15 protein-coding genes are annotated in these 15,904 nt (G+C 37.7%); 6 read left to right on the forward strand and 9 right to left on the reverse strand.

From position 1 onward, the window contains the following. Window positions 1–204 precede the first annotated feature (204 nt). Window positions 205–975 carry a sulfite exporter TauE/SafE family protein gene (locus tag V7127_RS02940; protein ID WP_335483427.1) on the forward strand — a complete coding sequence of 257 codons (771 nt, stop codon included), beginning with the start codon at window positions 205–207 and terminating at the stop codon, window positions 973–975. Window positions 976–1,054: 79 nt separating this feature from the next. Here the strand turns inward: V7127_RS02940 and V7127_RS02945 are convergent, their stop codons facing one another. The 7 genes from V7127_RS02945 to V7127_RS02975 form a co-directional block, all read right to left on the reverse strand. Continuing rightward, entirely contained in the window at window positions 1,055–1,786 is a 732-nt protein-coding gene (locus tag V7127_RS02945; protein WP_335483429.1) for a sulfite exporter TauE/SafE family protein, read from the reverse strand. A gap of 102 nt (window positions 1,787–1,888) precedes the next feature. After that, the gene (locus V7127_RS02950; protein ID WP_335483430.1) at window positions 1,889–2,485 is read right to left on the reverse strand and encodes a fumarate hydratase C-terminal domain-containing protein; all 597 of its coding nucleotides are present in this window, start codon (window positions 2,483–2,485) and stop codon (window positions 1,889–1,891) included. A gap of 72 nt (window positions 2,486–2,557) precedes the next feature. Beyond that, window positions 2,558–3,604 carry a YeiH family protein gene (locus V7127_RS02955; RefSeq protein ID WP_335483432.1) on the reverse strand — a complete coding sequence of 349 codons (1,047 nt, stop codon included), beginning with the start codon at window positions 3,602–3,604 and terminating at the stop codon, window positions 2,558–2,560. 181 nt (window positions 3,605–3,785) lie between these two features. Further along, the gene (locus tag V7127_RS02960) at window positions 3,786–4,709 is read right to left on the reverse strand and encodes a fumarate hydratase (RefSeq protein WP_335483434.1); all 924 of its coding nucleotides are present in this window, start codon (window positions 4,707–4,709) and stop codon (window positions 3,786–3,788) included. A 20-nt stretch (window positions 4,710–4,729) separates the two neighbouring features. After that, window positions 4,730–6,466 (reverse strand): FAD-binding protein, encoded by a 1,737-nt coding sequence (locus tag V7127_RS02965; RefSeq protein WP_335483436.1) that lies wholly within the window; start codon window positions 6,464–6,466, stop codon window positions 4,730–4,732. A 48-nt stretch (window positions 6,467–6,514) separates the two neighbouring features. After that, a complete protein-coding gene (locus V7127_RS02970; RefSeq protein ID WP_335483438.1) occupies window positions 6,515–6,889 on the reverse strand; it encodes a hypothetical protein in 375 nt (124 codons plus the stop codon). A gap of 30 nt (window positions 6,890–6,919) precedes the next feature. After that, complete coding sequence (locus V7127_RS02975) at window positions 6,920–7,642, reverse strand: succinate dehydrogenase/fumarate reductase iron-sulfur subunit (RefSeq protein WP_335483440.1); 723 nt, start codon at window positions 7,640–7,642, stop codon at window positions 6,920–6,922. Window positions 7,643–8,163: 521 nt separating this feature from the next. On the opposite strand from V7127_RS02975, the gene V7127_RS02980 reads away from it, so the two are divergent. The 3 genes from V7127_RS02980 to V7127_RS02990 all read left to right on the forward strand — a co-directional run bounded on the left by V7127_RS02980 (window position 8,164) and on the right by V7127_RS02990 (window position 10,828). After that, window positions 8,164–8,502 (forward strand): UxaA family hydrolase, encoded by a 339-nt coding sequence (locus V7127_RS02980; RefSeq protein ID WP_335483442.1) that lies wholly within the window; start codon window positions 8,164–8,166, stop codon window positions 8,500–8,502. A 2-nt stretch (window positions 8,503–8,504) separates the two neighbouring features. Further along, window positions 8,505–9,662, forward strand: coding sequence for a UxaA family hydrolase (locus tag V7127_RS02985; RefSeq protein WP_335483444.1), 1,158 nt, complete (start codon window positions 8,505–8,507; stop codon window positions 9,660–9,662). A 98-nt stretch (window positions 9,663–9,760) separates the two neighbouring features. After that, window positions 9,761–10,828 (forward strand): Ldh family oxidoreductase, encoded by a 1,068-nt coding sequence (locus tag V7127_RS02990; protein WP_335483446.1) that lies wholly within the window; start codon window positions 9,761–9,763, stop codon window positions 10,826–10,828. A 52-nt stretch (window positions 10,829–10,880) separates the two neighbouring features. Here V7127_RS02990 and V7127_RS02995 read toward each other — a convergent pair whose 3' ends face one another. Then, window positions 10,881–11,573 carry a FadR/GntR family transcriptional regulator gene (locus V7127_RS02995; RefSeq protein WP_335483448.1) on the reverse strand — a complete coding sequence of 231 codons (693 nt, stop codon included), beginning with the start codon at window positions 11,571–11,573 and terminating at the stop codon, window positions 10,881–10,883. Between the two features lie 597 nt (window positions 11,574–12,170). Next, window positions 12,171–12,470 carry a hypothetical protein gene (locus tag V7127_RS03000; protein ID WP_335483450.1) on the reverse strand — a complete coding sequence of 100 codons (300 nt, stop codon included), beginning with the start codon at window positions 12,468–12,470 and terminating at the stop codon, window positions 12,171–12,173. A gap of 77 nt (window positions 12,471–12,547) precedes the next feature. Between V7127_RS03000 and V7127_RS03005 the strand changes: the two genes are divergently transcribed. Further along, on the forward strand, window positions 12,548–14,515 hold the full coding sequence (locus V7127_RS03005; RefSeq protein WP_335483452.1) for a transporter substrate-binding domain-containing protein: 1,968 nt from the start codon (window positions 12,548–12,550) through the stop codon (window positions 14,513–14,515). Further along, window positions 14,490–15,863: a sigma-54-dependent transcriptional regulator gene (locus tag V7127_RS03010; protein WP_335483454.1), complete on the forward strand. Its 1,374-nt coding sequence runs from the start codon at window positions 14,490–14,492 to the stop codon at window positions 15,861–15,863. Before V7127_RS03005 ends, V7127_RS03010 begins: the two co-directional genes overlap by 26 nt. Window positions 15,864–15,904: the final 41 nt, after the last annotated feature.

Raw genomic sequence — 15,904 nt, forward strand, 5'->3', positions numbered from 1 at the left:
TCTAAAGAGTTTTTTCCACTTGTTCTCCGAATTGTATTTATCAAAATTATTTTAGTTTGAAACCTATGATTTGCTTAATGATTATTCGTATCTGATCTTATTGTTATTGCCGAGGATGAATAACATCGTATTTCATGTAGCTCAATTAAGTACTACCAGAGGAGTTTAAGGTTTATATCACGAAATAAATTAAGGAGCTTAAAAATGTATGTAACTATGTTGTTAATCGGTTTTTTATCTGGAATGATTACGGGCTTGTTATCAATTGGAGGAGGAATTATTTTAGTCTTTATGCTAATGTTTGTTTTTCCTTTGCTGACAGGTAAAACTTTCCCGATGCACACGATAGCTGGTTTTTCTATTATGCAAACTTTTTTTTCAACACTTTCTGGTGGATTTTATTATATAAGGAACAAACTTGTCGAACGTAAAGTAGTCTTAATCATGGGTATTCCGGCGTTTATTGGCGGTATGATTGGGGTTTTATTAGCTTCCTATTCCTCTGACTTTCTTTTACGTACCATCTTTGCTTTTCTGGCTGTTACGGCTGCCATTGTAATGCAAATACCCTATAAATCAAATGAGGAATCGGAACCTTTTAACTTTACCATTTTTTCAACCATCCTAACTGTACTGGCCTGTCTAATGATAGGTATTTCAGGGGGATTAGTAGGAATTGCGGCGGGATTTATTTTTGTCCCACTTATGATTTTTGTTTTCAAGATTCCTATAAAAACCGCAATAGGTTCCAGTCTGCTTATTTGTTTTCTTTTAGCATCGGGAAGTTTGATTACTAAACTGAGTATCAGCTCCATTCCTGCAGGCTATGCGTTTATGCTGATTATAGGGGGAATCTCGGGTGCCCAAATTGGCGGACGAATAACAAAACGACTGAATTCAATAACATTAAAGAGAATTGCGGCGTACTTAATTCTGCTTGTAAGTATAAAGCTTTTCTTTGATATTTATTCTTGAGCAAAAGAAGGAAAATAAAAACGTACAGTTTAAAGAGCTGCACGTTTTTTGTTTTGTATTAAAGTATGGATCATTTTCCTTAAGTAACGTTAAAGAAGTTCATGATAATCAAATACCCGCCTGTAAAGAGTAGAATCAGATAGGAAATTAATCGAAATGTACTCTGGCTGACCTTCTTAAAAAAGAACTGTCCCAGCAATATGCCTAAAAGAAGCGCTGGAATGGAAATAAGGGAAGAGGTCCATACGACTGAACTTGTACCGCTAAATATGATTTGTAATATTAAGCTAATGAAATAGACAAAGAGATTGTAGACTAATGGAATATTCCGAAAGCTGTCTTTATCCATTGCACTCCCAGAAAAATAAAGTAACAGAGGTGGACCGGGTATTCCCATGCTTGTCGTTAGAAGGCCAGATATTCCACCAGTCAAGATGTCTCTTTTCTTTGTTTGCTTGATGGTTAATTTTAAAATAAGAAGAACCGTGAAAATCAGAATCAGTACACCCACGATGATCTTTAGCAGGGTGACATCCAAATAAAGATAAATCGGAATTCCTAAGAGAGTTCCTACACTACTTCCTTTTATTAAACGTATTAACAGGGCTTTATCGATTTCTTTTCCTATTTTAAAGATCATAAAGATGGAAAGACAAAGAGAAAGAATAATACTAATTTGAATCGCGGTATGCAAGGGATAGATCAAAAATAAAAACGGTGTGCTTATAACTGAAAATCCGTAGCCCGTACTTGTTTGCAGTAAAGAAGATATTAGGACAATCAGGAATAGGAAGATCCAACCTTCCTCCATACAATGCCCCCCTTATTTATTAAACTGTAAAAACTAGAAGATAAAAGGCAAGAATCCTATTTAAAATAGGACTTTTGCCTTTATCCGTTCATTTCTACATGTCTAAATTTGATTTAATATATTATCTAGATTTGCTCTTGCAATTTTCTTAATATCCTTGTATTTATTGTTCCCATGAGAATCAATAGAGACAATTAATGGCCCAAAATCCTTTACCCTGAATTTCCATATGGCTTCAGGCATCAGGTCTTCCCACCATACATCTTCAATGGCTTCTACTTGTGTTGTCTCCAATGCTGCCGATCCCCCGAGAATAGAGAAATAACAACCATTAAAATCAACACATGCCTGACTCCCATCCTCGAGGAGTCCTCCTTTTCCAATAATGACTTTCATGCCATAATCTTGCATTAATCCCCTAGTAAAACGATCCATACGATAGCTTGTAGTCGTGCCGATGCTCACCTTTTCATAGGTACCGTCCTCTAACTTTCTGACTCCCGGAGCCGTATGGAGGCCGATTGATCCTTGTAATTGTGGAACAAGGTCAGCTGGCAGTGCCACCTTCTTATCAAAAAGGCGAATTAGATTTGCATCACGGATTCCGAAAATGATCCCATCTAAAGTGACTGTATCCCCTGCATATAATTTCTTAATATCTTCATCTGTCAACGGAGCTTTTAATCTATAATGTGCCATAGTACCCCTCCTATTGGATTTATTAAACCGTGCAATCCTAAAGGCAACTAAACGATTATTCTATAAAATTTATTAAAAAAGGATAATAATTAGGAGTAAGCTGATAGCTCCCATGATAATGGATGAAATTAAACCAACCATTAAGGGGCGTATCCCTACAGATTTAATCTTTTTTAAATCAGTTCCTAAACCTACACTGGCCATGACCATTAAAATGACAAATTTAGCAATGAAAGTAGTGGGCTCGATAAAGCTGGATGGCAAAGGGAAAAACGTATTTATCGCAGCAGCCCCAGCAAAAAATAATATAAAGAACGGAAAGACCTTACTCATTTTTACTTTTTTCTGATCGGAATTCGCCGTTTTGTTCTGAATTGATATAAAAATTGATAATAGGACAGCAACTGGCACTAGCATTAATGTTCTAATCAATTTAATAACAACGGATGCATCTCCAGCTTCTGTACTGTAGCTGTAACCAGCTGCGACAACAGAAGAGGTGTCATGAATGGCTATACCTGCCCATGCCCCGAACATACTATCTGGCATGGAAAGCAAATGGCCAATCATTGGATAGATTAAGACAGCTAATACATTAAAGGCAAAAATGGTGTTAACTGCATAGACGATGTCCTCATCTTTTGCTTTAAGGATGGGCCCTGTAGTGGCAATTGCTGTGGCCCCGCATATTCCAGTCCCTAAACTAATGAGCAAAGGAATATTCCCTTTGAGTTTAAATAACCTTCCGATGAAATAGGTTAGGCCAATACCGAGGATGACTGCAACTAATACGATAATTAGCGTATTTATTCCAAGCTGGAAGATTTCAGAAAAACTAAAGCTAAAGCCAAGAAGAATAATGGCCAGTTTTAATAACTTTTTAAGAGTATAGACGATTCCAGGATAAAATTCCTCGGGAACAACAAGAAACTGTCTCATGAGGACTCCGATAACAATGGCAATGACAGCCCCCCCGATCAGGGGAAAATCCTTTCCCAAAGAATGGGCGATTAGCCCAATAACAAATGTTAAACTAATACCCGGAAGATTTTTTGACTTTATAAATGGTATTTTCGAATTCGGGACGGCGGATTTTTCTAATTGAAGCTCGCTACTCATTTGAAAACCTCCAGCTTAAATAGTGACTATCAGTAATATCTGTGGATGAAAGGAATAAGGTTTTCTTATACTCAATATCTCCCTAATTGGGGGATGAAATTGAGCTTAAATAGGTGACTTTTTTAAAAAATCAAATGAACCATTAGGTTTAATTATTAAAATAACTTTTTGGGAAGCCTCATTAAAATGAAATTCTAGGATCTTCCCCTTGAGTGAAGATAGCTCTCATTCTTCGCGCAGGCCAACACATCATATTGACAGCTACAGGGTTACATGTCATATGCGTATCTGCTGCTTCAATATGGACTGCTAATGCTGTCGTACTTCCTCCTAAGCCTTGTGCACCCAATCCTAATTTATTTATTAAAGCAAACAGTTCCTCCTCTAGTTTCCGTACATCTGGATCCGGATTAGGAGAACCAACTTCACGTGCCGCCGCTTTTTTCGCAAGTGCTGCACATTTGTCTGCCGTTCCACCGATTCCGATTCCCACGATTGTAGGAGGACATGGATTGGCGCCAGATTCAAACACACATTCTAAGACGTATTTTTTAATCCCTTCAATACCGGCGGCGGGCGTTAACATTTTTAAATAACTCATATTTTCAGAACCCGATCCCTTAGGAACAATTAAAATTTCAATTTGATCTCCTTCCACAAATTCATAGTTAATAATAGGGACTTGGTTTCCGGTAGAAGTGCCATGGTTTTTTCTTGTTAATGTGTTTACAATACTGCTTCTTAACGGATGCTCTAGCGTTGCCCGTTCCGTTCCTTTTCTAATTGCCTGCTCTAGTCTTAGACCATCAAACCGCACTTGATTTCCTACTTTTACAAAGTATACAGGAATTCCTGTGTCTTGGCAGATTAATAATTTTTGATCATCCGCAGTGGAAACAGTCTTAATGAGTGTTGCTAGAATCTCTTTCCCACTTTCTAATTCTTCACTTTTGTAAGCTCTTTCTAAGGCAGTTCTAACATCAGGTGGTAAATCCTTAAGAGATTCAATATAAAGAGTTTTGCAGGATTCCTCGACACTTTTATAAAAATCTTGGTCCACTCCCCAAACATGCTTATAATCTGCAGCATAATCTGCAACTGTCATAGTGACCACTCCTTTTCTTGTTATTTGGAAGCTACTTCGATCTTATATCCTTCAATTCTTCCCACATCGATACGGGTTTGTTTAGTTTTTTCTACATGATAGCGGGGTTCTCCGTCTCCGCCCTTAGTCACATATATATTGCTTAGCCATTGTTCATCATTGCTTTCCTGATAATCCTCTCTGTAGTGAGAGCCTCTGCTTTCAGTACGCATTAGGGCACTAGCCGTAACCATCTTGGCTATCGTTATCAGATTACGAACATTTAAGAATTCTTGCCATGTTAGATTATAGTGTCGTGAACCTTTCACAGATACACGCTCAATTCGCTTTTCTAATATTCTAAGTTCATTTAAAGCAATCTCTAGATCTTTCCCATTTCGGACCAGACCAACTTTTTCCCACATTAAGTTTTTCAAATCATTACGAATATAAAAGGGATTTTCCCCTTCCTCATTACTAAAAGGCTGTACAATATCGTCAATAATGGATTGAACTTGGGCATCCGATATTTTTCCATGAGTGCCGATGGTATGAATATAGGAAACGGCCGCATCGCCTGCTCTGGCACCAAATACAGTTGAGTCACAAACGCCATTTCCGCCTAGGCGGTTTGCTCCGTGTACTCCACCTGCGTCCTCTCCGGCCACAAATAATCCGGCAATATTTGATTCACAGTTGTTCGTTATCCTTACCCCACCCATATGAAAGTGGGCTGCTGGGGAAATCTCTACTGGCTCTATGCTTAAATCCCTACCAACATCCCGGCAGCGTTCTACCATGCCAGGGAACATTCGCCGTACATTTTCTTTCCCAAGATGGGATACATCCACATATACCCCACCCAACGGAGTTCCGCGACCTTCCATAATTTCCATATAGGCAGCTCTTGAAACCCGATCTCTTGTAGAGCGCTCCATACGTTCCGGATCGTAATTTTTCATAAATCTTTCTCCAAGAGAATTGATTAAATAGCCCCCAGCTCCACGAAGGCCCTCTTCCAGAACACCTCCATTTAACCGGGAATTCTCGGCAAGCAGTCCTGTTGGATGGAATTGCATCATTTCCATATCCAAAAACTCTGTTCCTGCCCGGTAACACATAGCCATTCCATCTCCCGATTTCTCAAGGCTAGGTGTTGCAATCTTGTACATGGTAGCGGCACCGCCCGTCCCGACAATAACAGCTTTACAGTGAACGACAATAAATTCGCCGGTTCTCATATTGAGCATTAAACACCCAGCTACTCTGCGTTTTTCTTCATCAAATAATATATCAATAGCCCTTACTTCGTCCCATGCGGTGACGTTTGGTTTAGCATAAAGCTGATCACGCATCCGAGAAATAATTTCAATTCCTGTTAGGTCTCCCTTGTGAACAGTCCGGTCGAATGTTTGACCAGCAAAGGGTTTTTGGTGAATCGTTCCATCTTCATTTCTATCAAAAAAGACGCCCATTTTTGTTTCTAATTCTCTTATTCTTTTAGGCGCATCATTTACTAGCGTCCATGCCAGCTCCTGATCATTGATTCCGCCCCCACCTTTGATCGTATCCTTAAAATGCTTTTCAAATGAATCATCTGGATGAAGTACAACATTATAACCGCCTTGTACCATACGGGTACACCCGCTTTTTCCTATTAAGCCTTTTGCTGAAACGATAATTTTTAAATTGGGATCCTGATCAGCTGCATGATGAGCTGCAAATAAACCAGCACCGCCACTCCCCAAAATTAGAATATCTGTCTCTACGTGTTCCAACGAGTTCACCTACTTTGTTTTAGTGAAAATTAATATAATAGTATGTTACTAGGACACAATGACATAAAACATGAGGGCACATAAAACTGCACCAATAACGGTAAAAATAGTAAACACACTTCGATTATCTTTTACAATACCGACATCAATTAGAATTACCCTAAAACCAAATAAGGCATGGAAAATTAAAGCAAAGATTAAGAGAGCATCTAAAAAAGCGTTTAAATGTAAAGAAGAGAAAATACCGATGCCTGGAAGTTTTCCGACCATCGCATAACCACTATAGATTTTTAATGGTAAGCAAAATAGTAGGATTAATGCTGTAACTCTTTGAACGATCCATGCAATATAGCCAACAAAAGGACGTTGTTTTACCTTTACTTCTTGAACATTTTTACTTGTTTGCAAACTAGTTGAAGCCATTCCCCAACCATCTCCTATCGTTTAGTCGAATTACCACTTCATACCTATCGCTCTTTTCAACTGCTTCATTTTGATTTTCTGGATTGTTGCCATTGGTTTAATTCCTTTTGGACAAACTTCTACACAAGCACTAAAAGAACGGCAGCCAAATGCACCATCTGTTTCTACCACCATGTCCAGCCTTTCCTCTCTAGCTCCATCTCTTTCATCTGCAATTAAATTGTAAGCTCGGTTTAAGGCGGCTGGACCGATAAACTCATCGACACCTCTAAGTGAAACTGTATTACAGGATTGAAAACACAATCCGCAAGTAATACAATCTTGATTTTCATCTATGATTTCTCGTCTTCCTGATGATGGAGGTATAATAGCAAACTCATCCGTATCTTCTTTTGGAACAAAATAAGGTTTTACCTTCTCCCAATTTTGAAAGAATTTATCCATATTGACGGCTAAATCTTTTATTACGTCCATGTTCCTCATAGGTTGAACAAGTATTTTATCCCCTAAATGTTCAATTTTAGTTCGGCATGCTAAACGGCCTCGTCCATTAATGACCACCCCACAGGAACCGCACATTCCCAGTCTGCATGCACACCGGAAAGATAGACTAGGATCCTGATCCTCGACGATTAAAAACAGGCTATCTAATACCGTCATATTTTTTTTTGCTTCAATTTGAAATGTTTCATACTTAGGCTCATTGTCTGTTTGTGGATCAAACCGCATAACTGTTACTTCAACATCCTTCATAATCAGTACCCCCAAATTGTGTGGAAAATTAAGAATCTCCCTTCTTCTATCCTCCTTTTCCTTTGATATGGATAGAACCAATAAAATTCTCCCCAGCCTCTGAAACCATGGCATAGTGACCCAACCAATATAAATTTATTAAATCACTATTTAGATTATAATTCAATGTTTTTGAAATATTTTGACTAATATTATTTCAAATAAATAAGGAAATGTAAATTTTTAAAGTATCCATAATAATTAGTCATTTTTTGAGTGTGATGTTAAAATTAGGATATTGAGGTTGGGTCACTATACCGGATTGCTGGCCTGACGAATGGATCACAGATAAGAACTTCTTTATTAGCGGCTAAAAAAGTAGAAAAGGTTTAAAAGGGATTCCCTCTTTAGGTGTATATGATACTCAATTTATAATTTTTAGAAAATTAAATATTTTCTATTGACTATTAAAGAATTTGGTGTTTTAATAAAATCATAAATAAATTGGTTGGGTCACCACGCCAATATAAGGAGGCTTTTAAATGGGAAACAATGGTCAATCAAGCACTCTTACTGAAAAGCAGGAAACAAAGCCTGTAAGCACTCATAAGTTTCTAATCCATCACAGAGGTGATCATGTAGGTGTTGCTACTAGCCCGATAAAAGAGGGAGAGCAGGTAGTCGGCATTTATATGGATGATAATTCTGATGTGGTAGTAACAGCTAGAGGGGATATTCCTTTAGGTCACAAAATTTCATTAGTCAATCTAGAAAAAGGTGAGCCTGTCTTAAAATATGGCGTTCAAATCGGTATAACGACAGAAGAATGGACAATTGGCGATTATGTTCACACACAAAATATTAAAACGGCGAGGTGGTAAAAATGGGACAACAACTCTTTGGATATCGTAGAGAAAATGGTAAGGTAGGAATTCGAAATCATGTCATTATATTGCCTGTTGATGACATTTCAAATGCGGCTTGTGAAGCAGTTGCGAAACAAGTTCAAGGAACATTGGCTCTTCCTCATGCTTATGGGAGACTTCAATATGGACCAGATTTAGATTTACATTTTAGAACAATGATTGGAACTGGCTCCAATCCGAACGTAGCTGCTGTAGTAGTAATTGGTATCGAGGAAAATTGGTCAAAGAAGATTGCGGATGGCATCGCTGAAACTGGTAAACCAGTATCCTACTTCTCTATTGAAGGAAATGGGGATTTAGAAACTATTCGGGCGGCATCTTGGAAAGCTAAAGAGTATGTTCAATGGGCGACAGAACTACAAAGAGAGCCAATCGAATTAAAAGATTTAACAGTTAGTATAAAATGCGGGGAATCTGATACAACAACTGGTTTAGGTTCCTGCCCAACTGTATCTCAAGCTGTTGACCGCTTAGTTGATGCAGGAGCGACAGTATTCTTTGGTGAAACATCAGAGCTAACAGGAGGAGAACATTTGATTAAGAATCGAATGGCTACTCCAGAGCTGGAAGAAAAATTCATGGCCATCTATAACGATTATGTAGGAGAGATCGAATCAAAAGGCGTTGATTTATTAGGATCACAACCTACACAAGGAAATATTGCCGGAGGTCTTTCAACAATTGAAGAAAAAGCTCTTGGTAATATTGCAAAAACAGGAACGAAGCAAGTCATTGGTGTATTAGAACCTGCTGAAAAACCTTCAAATGGTGAGGGTCTATATTTTATGGATACGTCTTCTGCAGCAGCGGAATGTATCACCTTGATGGCAGCAGCTGGCGCTGTATTACACTTGTTCCCTACAGGACAAGGAAATATCATCGGTAATCCGATTGAACCTGTCGTTAAAATTACGGCAAACCCTATTACGGCTGGCACTATGAGTGAGCATATTGATGTTGACGTCCAGGGATTACTAGCTCGTCAGATTTCATTAGAAGAAGCTGGGGATCAGTTAATGGAAATGATTGCTCGTACTGTCAATGGCCGACTTACAAGTGCAGAGGCACTAGGGCATAGAGAGTTTGTTATGACAAAATTATATCGCAGTGCCTAATCTTTCCCCTCTCCCTACACATTATGCGTAGGGAGAGTACTTTTTTGACCAGAAACTTTTAGTACAAAACCATTGACTAAATTTAAAGGGGCTAACGTATGAATACTTACAGTAATGCTGATCTTAAAGGGTTTTGTGATGATGTATTAGTAAGTATGGGGATGAATAAAGAGAATGCTGCAGTAGTTGCAGAGGCGTTGCTATCAGCAAATTTAGAAGGTGTTGATAGTCATGGAATTAGTAGACTGCCTATCTATTCTAGACGCATCAGCGATGGAAGGATCAATCTGAATCCAAACATCCAAATAAATATGAAAACCCCCTCTGTTTTATTAGTTGACGGGGATAATGGACTAGGGCATGTCGTCAGTTATCAAGCCATTCAAAAAGGGATTGAAATGACGAAGGAAACGGGCATTACAGCAATAGCCGTTAAAAATAGCAATCATTTTGGAACTGCCTCCTACTTTTGCCAGCTGGCATGTGAACAAGACCTTGCTTGCATTGGATTTACAAATTCACCTCCTGGAATTGCGCCTTGGGGGGGGAAACATGCTTTTTTCGGAACTAATCCGATTGCATTTGGATTTCCGACTGGAAATGACCAACCTGTAATCATTGATTTATCGACTAGTATTGTAGCAAGAGGAAAGATTATTTTAGCTGCCAAACAGGGGGATCGTATCCCTGATGGGTGGGCGATTGACGAACACGGTCTTCCAACAAATGATCCTGAAGCTGCTTTAAAGGGATCTGTTCTGCCTTTAGGCGGAGCAAAGGGAGCAGCTTTAGCTTTAGCTGTGGAAGTTTTGACTGGGGTCCTTTCAGGTGCTGCCTTCGGGCCACATGTAAAAAATCTGTATGATGATAAAGAAATAGGACAGGCAAATGTGGGGCACTTTTTTATTTTGTTGGATATTGCAAAGTTTATGGATGTAACTCTCTTTTCTAAGTCACTCCAAACTCTTTTAGGGGAAATGAAGGCAGTTCCAAAAGTACCTGGAACGACAGAAATTAGATATCCGGGGGAAAGAAGAAGGAGGGAGAAGAAGCAACGACTGTCAGAAGGAATTCAATTATCAACAAGCGTAGAAGAAGAATTAATCGAATTAGGCACTAAGTTTAACGTAAGGTTTCCAACACCTATAGCCCGAGAAAATAACTAATAGTCTAAGGAAGGCTGTGTGATTAGTAATTAAATCAGAACAGCCTTTTATTTTATTTAGGAGAGGCGGTATTGATTGAATGCTGAACACTTTCTAAATGTTCCTTCATTAATTGTTGTGCGACCGTAGTATTTTTTTGTTTTATTGCTTGTAATATCTTCGCATGTTCCTGAACAGATTGATTGACGCGGCCAGGGATTTGAATGGATTTATTGCGAGACTCTGATAGTAAATCAATTAAAAAATTCATGATTCTAATGAGTACTTCATTTTTTGAATTGTTAGCTAATGTTATATGAAATTTATGATCTAATTCGGCAAGGCGGTTATAATCAATTTCGCCAGTTAATATTTCATTTGCTTCATTAACAATTTGTTCTAATTCATTAAATTGATCATCACAAGAATTTTCAATAGCCCATTTTACAGTCCATTCTTCAAGAATTTTTCGAACAGCAAAAAAGTCTTTGATTTGATCAGATGAGACAAAAAAGGCTTCAGTCATCTTTTGAATTTGATGTTCAGGTGACGCCACAAATACCCCTATTCCATGTTTAACAGTGAGATAGCCATAGGCCTCAAGTATTTTATAAGCTTCCCTTACTGTATTTCTGCTTACAGAAAGCTCAATCCCCATATCTCTTTCGCCAGGAATTTTATCTCCAACCTTATAAACCCCTGCTTGAATCCTTTTTTTTATACTATCAGCGACTTGTTCAGAAACTCCTTTTCTATTAAGTTGCATCTACTTTTCAACCCCCTATCATAGCTATTTTGTAAATATATAAAAATATTTCAATGGCTCAAACATGTTATTAAAACATTATATATAGAAGTAATTACCTTGAAGGAAAAATTTCATTTTATCCTATTGGACAATCTGAAAGCGTTTTCAATTGAACTTAACGTATTGTTCCATTTTATTTGCTGGGTTATATAGACTGGGTGACCCAACCAATAATCCTTACTATAATTAAACCATTTTAAAATGAACTAATCAACAAAATTATTAAACTAAGGAAAAGTAATACATTATTGTTGTGTAGTAAAAAAATTATCAACTACAAATGATGCCGAAACTAAGAAAAGAACGAATCAACTTCTCTTCCATAGGATATTGATTACTTATTTATACTTGTGGGTTATTATACCAAAACATTGGCAAGGCATCCACCGCATCTGCAAGATCACTATACGAATCTTTCAAATATCTACTCGTTGTCGCAATGTTGCTATGACCTGCGGGTCTCCTTACCTTTTCAATATCATAATTCAATCGCCTTTAGCATCCATTAACAAAAGAATGCCGGAATATATGGGGTGTTAATCTCTTCTTTGACAGTCAATAGCCCTCAATCATCGTCTGAATCCCACGGACAGTGAATCTCTTCGATTGCAGGCTATAAAATATATATGGGGAGTCAGCTACATAAAGCATTTGCTTTACTATTTCTGCCCGATAGATTAGCCAATCTTGGATTTCTGAAGGGAAAAGCGCGGGCTGTTCATTAACCGTACAAGTCAAAAATATCTTTGAGTATGGAAGTGTTCCTATTTGTTTGGAAAAAAGCAATATAAATAAGAGAAGCTTGCTATCATACACAGATTTCCATATTATTAAATTAATATTCAAATTTTTCAAATATCCACCCAGTAGGAGGTGGCGTTATCCAAAAACAATTCAGGTTCTTTTATTTCTTTATTAGTCTCCTTTTATTTATGTCATTATCACAGCGTTTAGTATTTGCTGAAGAGAAAACATATAAAATCGCTGGTGAATGGGCTCTTCCTCCTTTTTCTTATATAGATCAACAAGGGTCATTGACTGGCATAAATATTGAATTAGCAGAAAAAATTGCAGATGAAAATGGGCTTACTTTTGAATACATACCAATGGAGATTCATGAAGCGGAACAGGCATTAATAGATGGTGAAGTAGACGCGATTGCAGGGCTAACATATAGCACCGAAAAGGATAAAGTTTTCGATTTTACTCAACCCTTCTTTACGATGTCAGATTCTTTAATTATCCCTATGAAAAGTTGGGATAAAGTTAAAAGTATCGAGGATATCAGAGACTTGCATATTGTTCTGCAAGATAATCCTCCTGTTCTTAGCACGATATTAAATTTAAGGAATACGAATCTTACTTTGGTGACAAATCACTACTCGGGTCTTTTGATGCTTCTAAATGACCGAGCTGAAGTTTTTATTGGAAATAAATTTACGGCTTCCTTCTTTTTAAAAGAGCTTGATCAAGAGGAAAATTACCTTATTCTTGATGAAGTCATTAATCCGGCAGATTATGCGATAGCTGTGAAGGAAGGGAATGACGATCTGCTAATAATTATTAATCAAACGCTTACAAAATTAAAGGCTAAGGGAGAAGTAAGTAAATTAATTGATGAATGGGTTAGACCGGAAACCGGAGCTAAAATTGCTCGTTTGGAACATTTTATCTTCTTATTATCTATATTTCTTTTGATTGGTGCACTCATCCTCAGTGTCATATATATTTGGAATCAACGGTTAAAAGAAGCAGTGAATATTCAAACAAAAGATCTCCAACTATTAAATGAAGACTTACAAAAACAACGGCAACGAACTGCTGATAGCTATGCATTTAAAGAACAAATTTTAAATAAAATAGACACGGGCATCGTTGCTTTCGATATTGACTTTAAGATAACGAGCTGTAATAAGCGGGCATTGGAAATTCTCGAGCTTCCCGCCCATTCAAAGTTCAACCTTCAGCATTCTCCCATTTTTTTGAAGCTTTTTGAGCATTATCGTTTTGAACAAGCTTTACAACAAGAAAGCGCTGAATTTAATCGCTTTATTGAAATCAATGATAATGGAGAGCGCAAGGTAATCTACTATACTCTAAATAAGATGTTTAACTCACTTGAAAACCAGGCAGGCTATTTGCTCTCAATGAATGATGAAACCGAAAAAAAGAAACTCGAACAAAAGCTAATTACACAGGAGAAACTCCACGCGCTTGGCCAGTTAGTAGCTGGTGTAGCTCATGAAATTAGGAACCCGTTAACGTCCATTAAAACCTTCATAGATCTGATCCCAAGGAAATACGATCAACCGAAATTTCAAAAGGTACTTATGGAGCATTTACCAGAGGAAGTGAACAGACTAGATAGGATTGTGACAGACTTAATTGATTATGCTCGTCCTAGTTTACCTAATATTCAACCCTGCACTGCCCTCGAGCTGACAACCTTACTAGCTATATTACAAGTAACCATGAATGAAAATCAGATTGAATTTGAACAATACATGGAACCCGACCTTGTTTTTAACATTGATCCTCAGCAAATTCGCCAAGTCCTCCTTAATCTATTATTAAATGCCATTCAGGCAGTGGAAGAAACAGAAGTGAAGAAAATAAAAATCATAATGGAGAAAGAGGATGTTGAGAAGGGGAGAATCATCATTAGAGATACTGGTAAAGGAATGGAGCAAGAGGACCTAAACCATATTTTTGAACCATTTTTTACTACAAAGGGAAAAGGCGTCGGATTAGGGTTGACCTTATCCTACAATTTAATAAAAGAAAATAATGGAGATATTCAAGTCAACAGTATTCCTAATAGAGGAACGACATTCACGGTTGTATTGCCTTTATATCAAAAGGAGGAGATTCAGAATGAAGCCAAGAGTACTGGTAATTGACGATGAACAAGCCATTTGTACTTCACTTAGCTTTGCTCTTGAAGATGATTATTCCGTTATGAGCACAACGGATCCGGAGAAAGGCATACTCATGGCGGAAAAAGAACCAGTGGATATTATACTGCTAGATCTACGAATTGGGCGTTACAATGGAATGGACGTTTTGCAAAAAATTAAACAAAAAGCCCCAAAAGTAACGGTCATCATGATGACCGCTTATGCTTCAATTGAAACATCCATTGAAGCCATCAAAATGGGTGCCTATTATTATATTGAAAAACCAATTAATATCGAAAACCTATTATCGCTATTATTAAGGGCATCTGAGTTTAAACAAATATCTACTAAGCTAGAAACACTTCATGAAGAGCAGGAAGAAAAGAAGGGCCTAAAAGACTTCTTAGGAAATAGTATGGCTATGAAATATGTATTTTCGATGATCGATCGAATTAAAGATATCGACTCTTGCGTCTTGATTACGGGAGAAAGTGGAACGGGGAAAGAACTTGTAGCAAAAAGGATTCATTATTCAGGGAAGCGTAAGGATGGACCATTAGAAATATTGAATTGTGCAGCCATACCGGAAAGCTTGCTTGAATCTGAATTGTTCGGTTATGAAAAGGGAGCTTTTACAGGGGCAACACAGCCAAAGGAAGGAAAATGGGTCGCAGCAAATGGAGGAACTCTATTTCTTGATGAAATTAGTGAGATGCCCCTATCACTTCAAGCTAAATTATTGCGCGTCATTCAGGAGCGTGAAGTAACACCTCTAGGTTCTAATAAAAAGATCCCATTAGATGTTCGTATTTTATGTGCTGCTAATAAAAATCTTGAACAAATGGTCAAAGAAGGGAATTTCCGAGAGGATTTGTATTTCAGATTGAACGTTATTCCTATTAAAACACCGCCGCTAAGAGAAAGAAAAGAGGATTTGCCGCTGTTAATTGATTATTTTTTGCAAAAGTATTGTAAGGAAATGAACAGAGAAAAGAGATCTTTTTCTGCAGCTGCCCGTAGGCTTCTACTAGACTATCACTATCCGGGAAATGTGCGGGAGCTTGGTAATATCATTGAATACTCAGTAGCGCTTTCTTTGAATACAGTCATTGACGAGGGGGATTTGCCCCATTCAATTCTTGAGCAAAAGAAAGGGGATGGAGGTATTTCTAATGATTGCGAAAAAAGTATCGTCATTCCTATCGGTCTAACAATGAAGGAAATTGAAAAAAAGGTGATTTCCGAAACCCTAAAACATTCCGGAAAACACCGTCAAAAGACGGCCCAGACATTACAAATTTCTGAAAGAAGTCTCCGGGATAAAATTAAACTATATGATATTGAAAAATAGCTTAATAAATAAATTTGGTAAACCGGCAAATTTTGCTGAAA

The sequence above is a fragment of the Bacillus sp. JJ1773 genome (assembly GCF_036962035.1).
GTDB lineage: Bacteria > Bacillota > Bacilli > Bacillales > Cytobacillaceae > Cytobacillus.

Coding starts and splice junctions, on each gene's coding strand:
- V7127_RS02980 (WP_335483442.1), top strand. CDS start 8,164: ATGGGAAACAATGGTCAATCAAGCACTCTTACTGAAAAGCAGGAAACA.
- V7127_RS03010 (WP_335483454.1), top strand. CDS start 14,490: ATGAAGCCAAGAGTACTGGTAATTGACGATGAACAAGCCATTTGTACT.
- V7127_RS02960 (WP_335483434.1), bottom strand. CDS start 4,709: ATGACAGTTGCAGATTATGCTGCAGATTATAAGCATGTTTGGGGAGTG.
- V7127_RS02955 (WP_335483432.1), bottom strand. CDS start 3,604: ATGAGTAGCGAGCTTCAATTAGAAAAATCCGCCGTCCCGAATTCGAAA.
- V7127_RS02945 (WP_335483429.1), bottom strand. CDS start 1,786: ATGGAGGAAGGTTGGATCTTCCTATTCCTGATTGTCCTAATATCTTCT.
- V7127_RS02950 (WP_335483430.1), bottom strand. CDS start 2,485: ATGGCACATTATAGATTAAAAGCTCCGTTGACAGATGAAGATATTAAG.
- V7127_RS03005 (WP_335483452.1), top strand. CDS start 12,548: ATGTCATTATCACAGCGTTTAGTATTTGCTGAAGAGAAAACATATAAA.
- V7127_RS02985 (WP_335483444.1), top strand. CDS start 8,505: ATGGGACAACAACTCTTTGGATATCGTAGAGAAAATGGTAAGGTAGGA.
- V7127_RS02970 (WP_335483438.1), bottom strand. CDS start 6,889: ATGGCTTCAACTAGTTTGCAAACAAGTAAAAATGTTCAAGAAGTAAAG.
- V7127_RS02975 (WP_335483440.1), bottom strand. CDS start 7,642: ATGAAGGATGTTGAAGTAACAGTTATGCGGTTTGATCCACAAACAGAC.
- V7127_RS02940 (WP_335483427.1), top strand. CDS start 205: ATGTATGTAACTATGTTGTTAATCGGTTTTTTATCTGGAATGATTACG.
- V7127_RS02990 (WP_335483446.1), top strand. CDS start 9,761: ATGAATACTTACAGTAATGCTGATCTTAAAGGGTTTTGTGATGATGTA.
- V7127_RS02995 (WP_335483448.1), bottom strand. CDS start 11,573: ATGCAACTTAATAGAAAAGGAGTTTCTGAACAAGTCGCTGATAGTATA.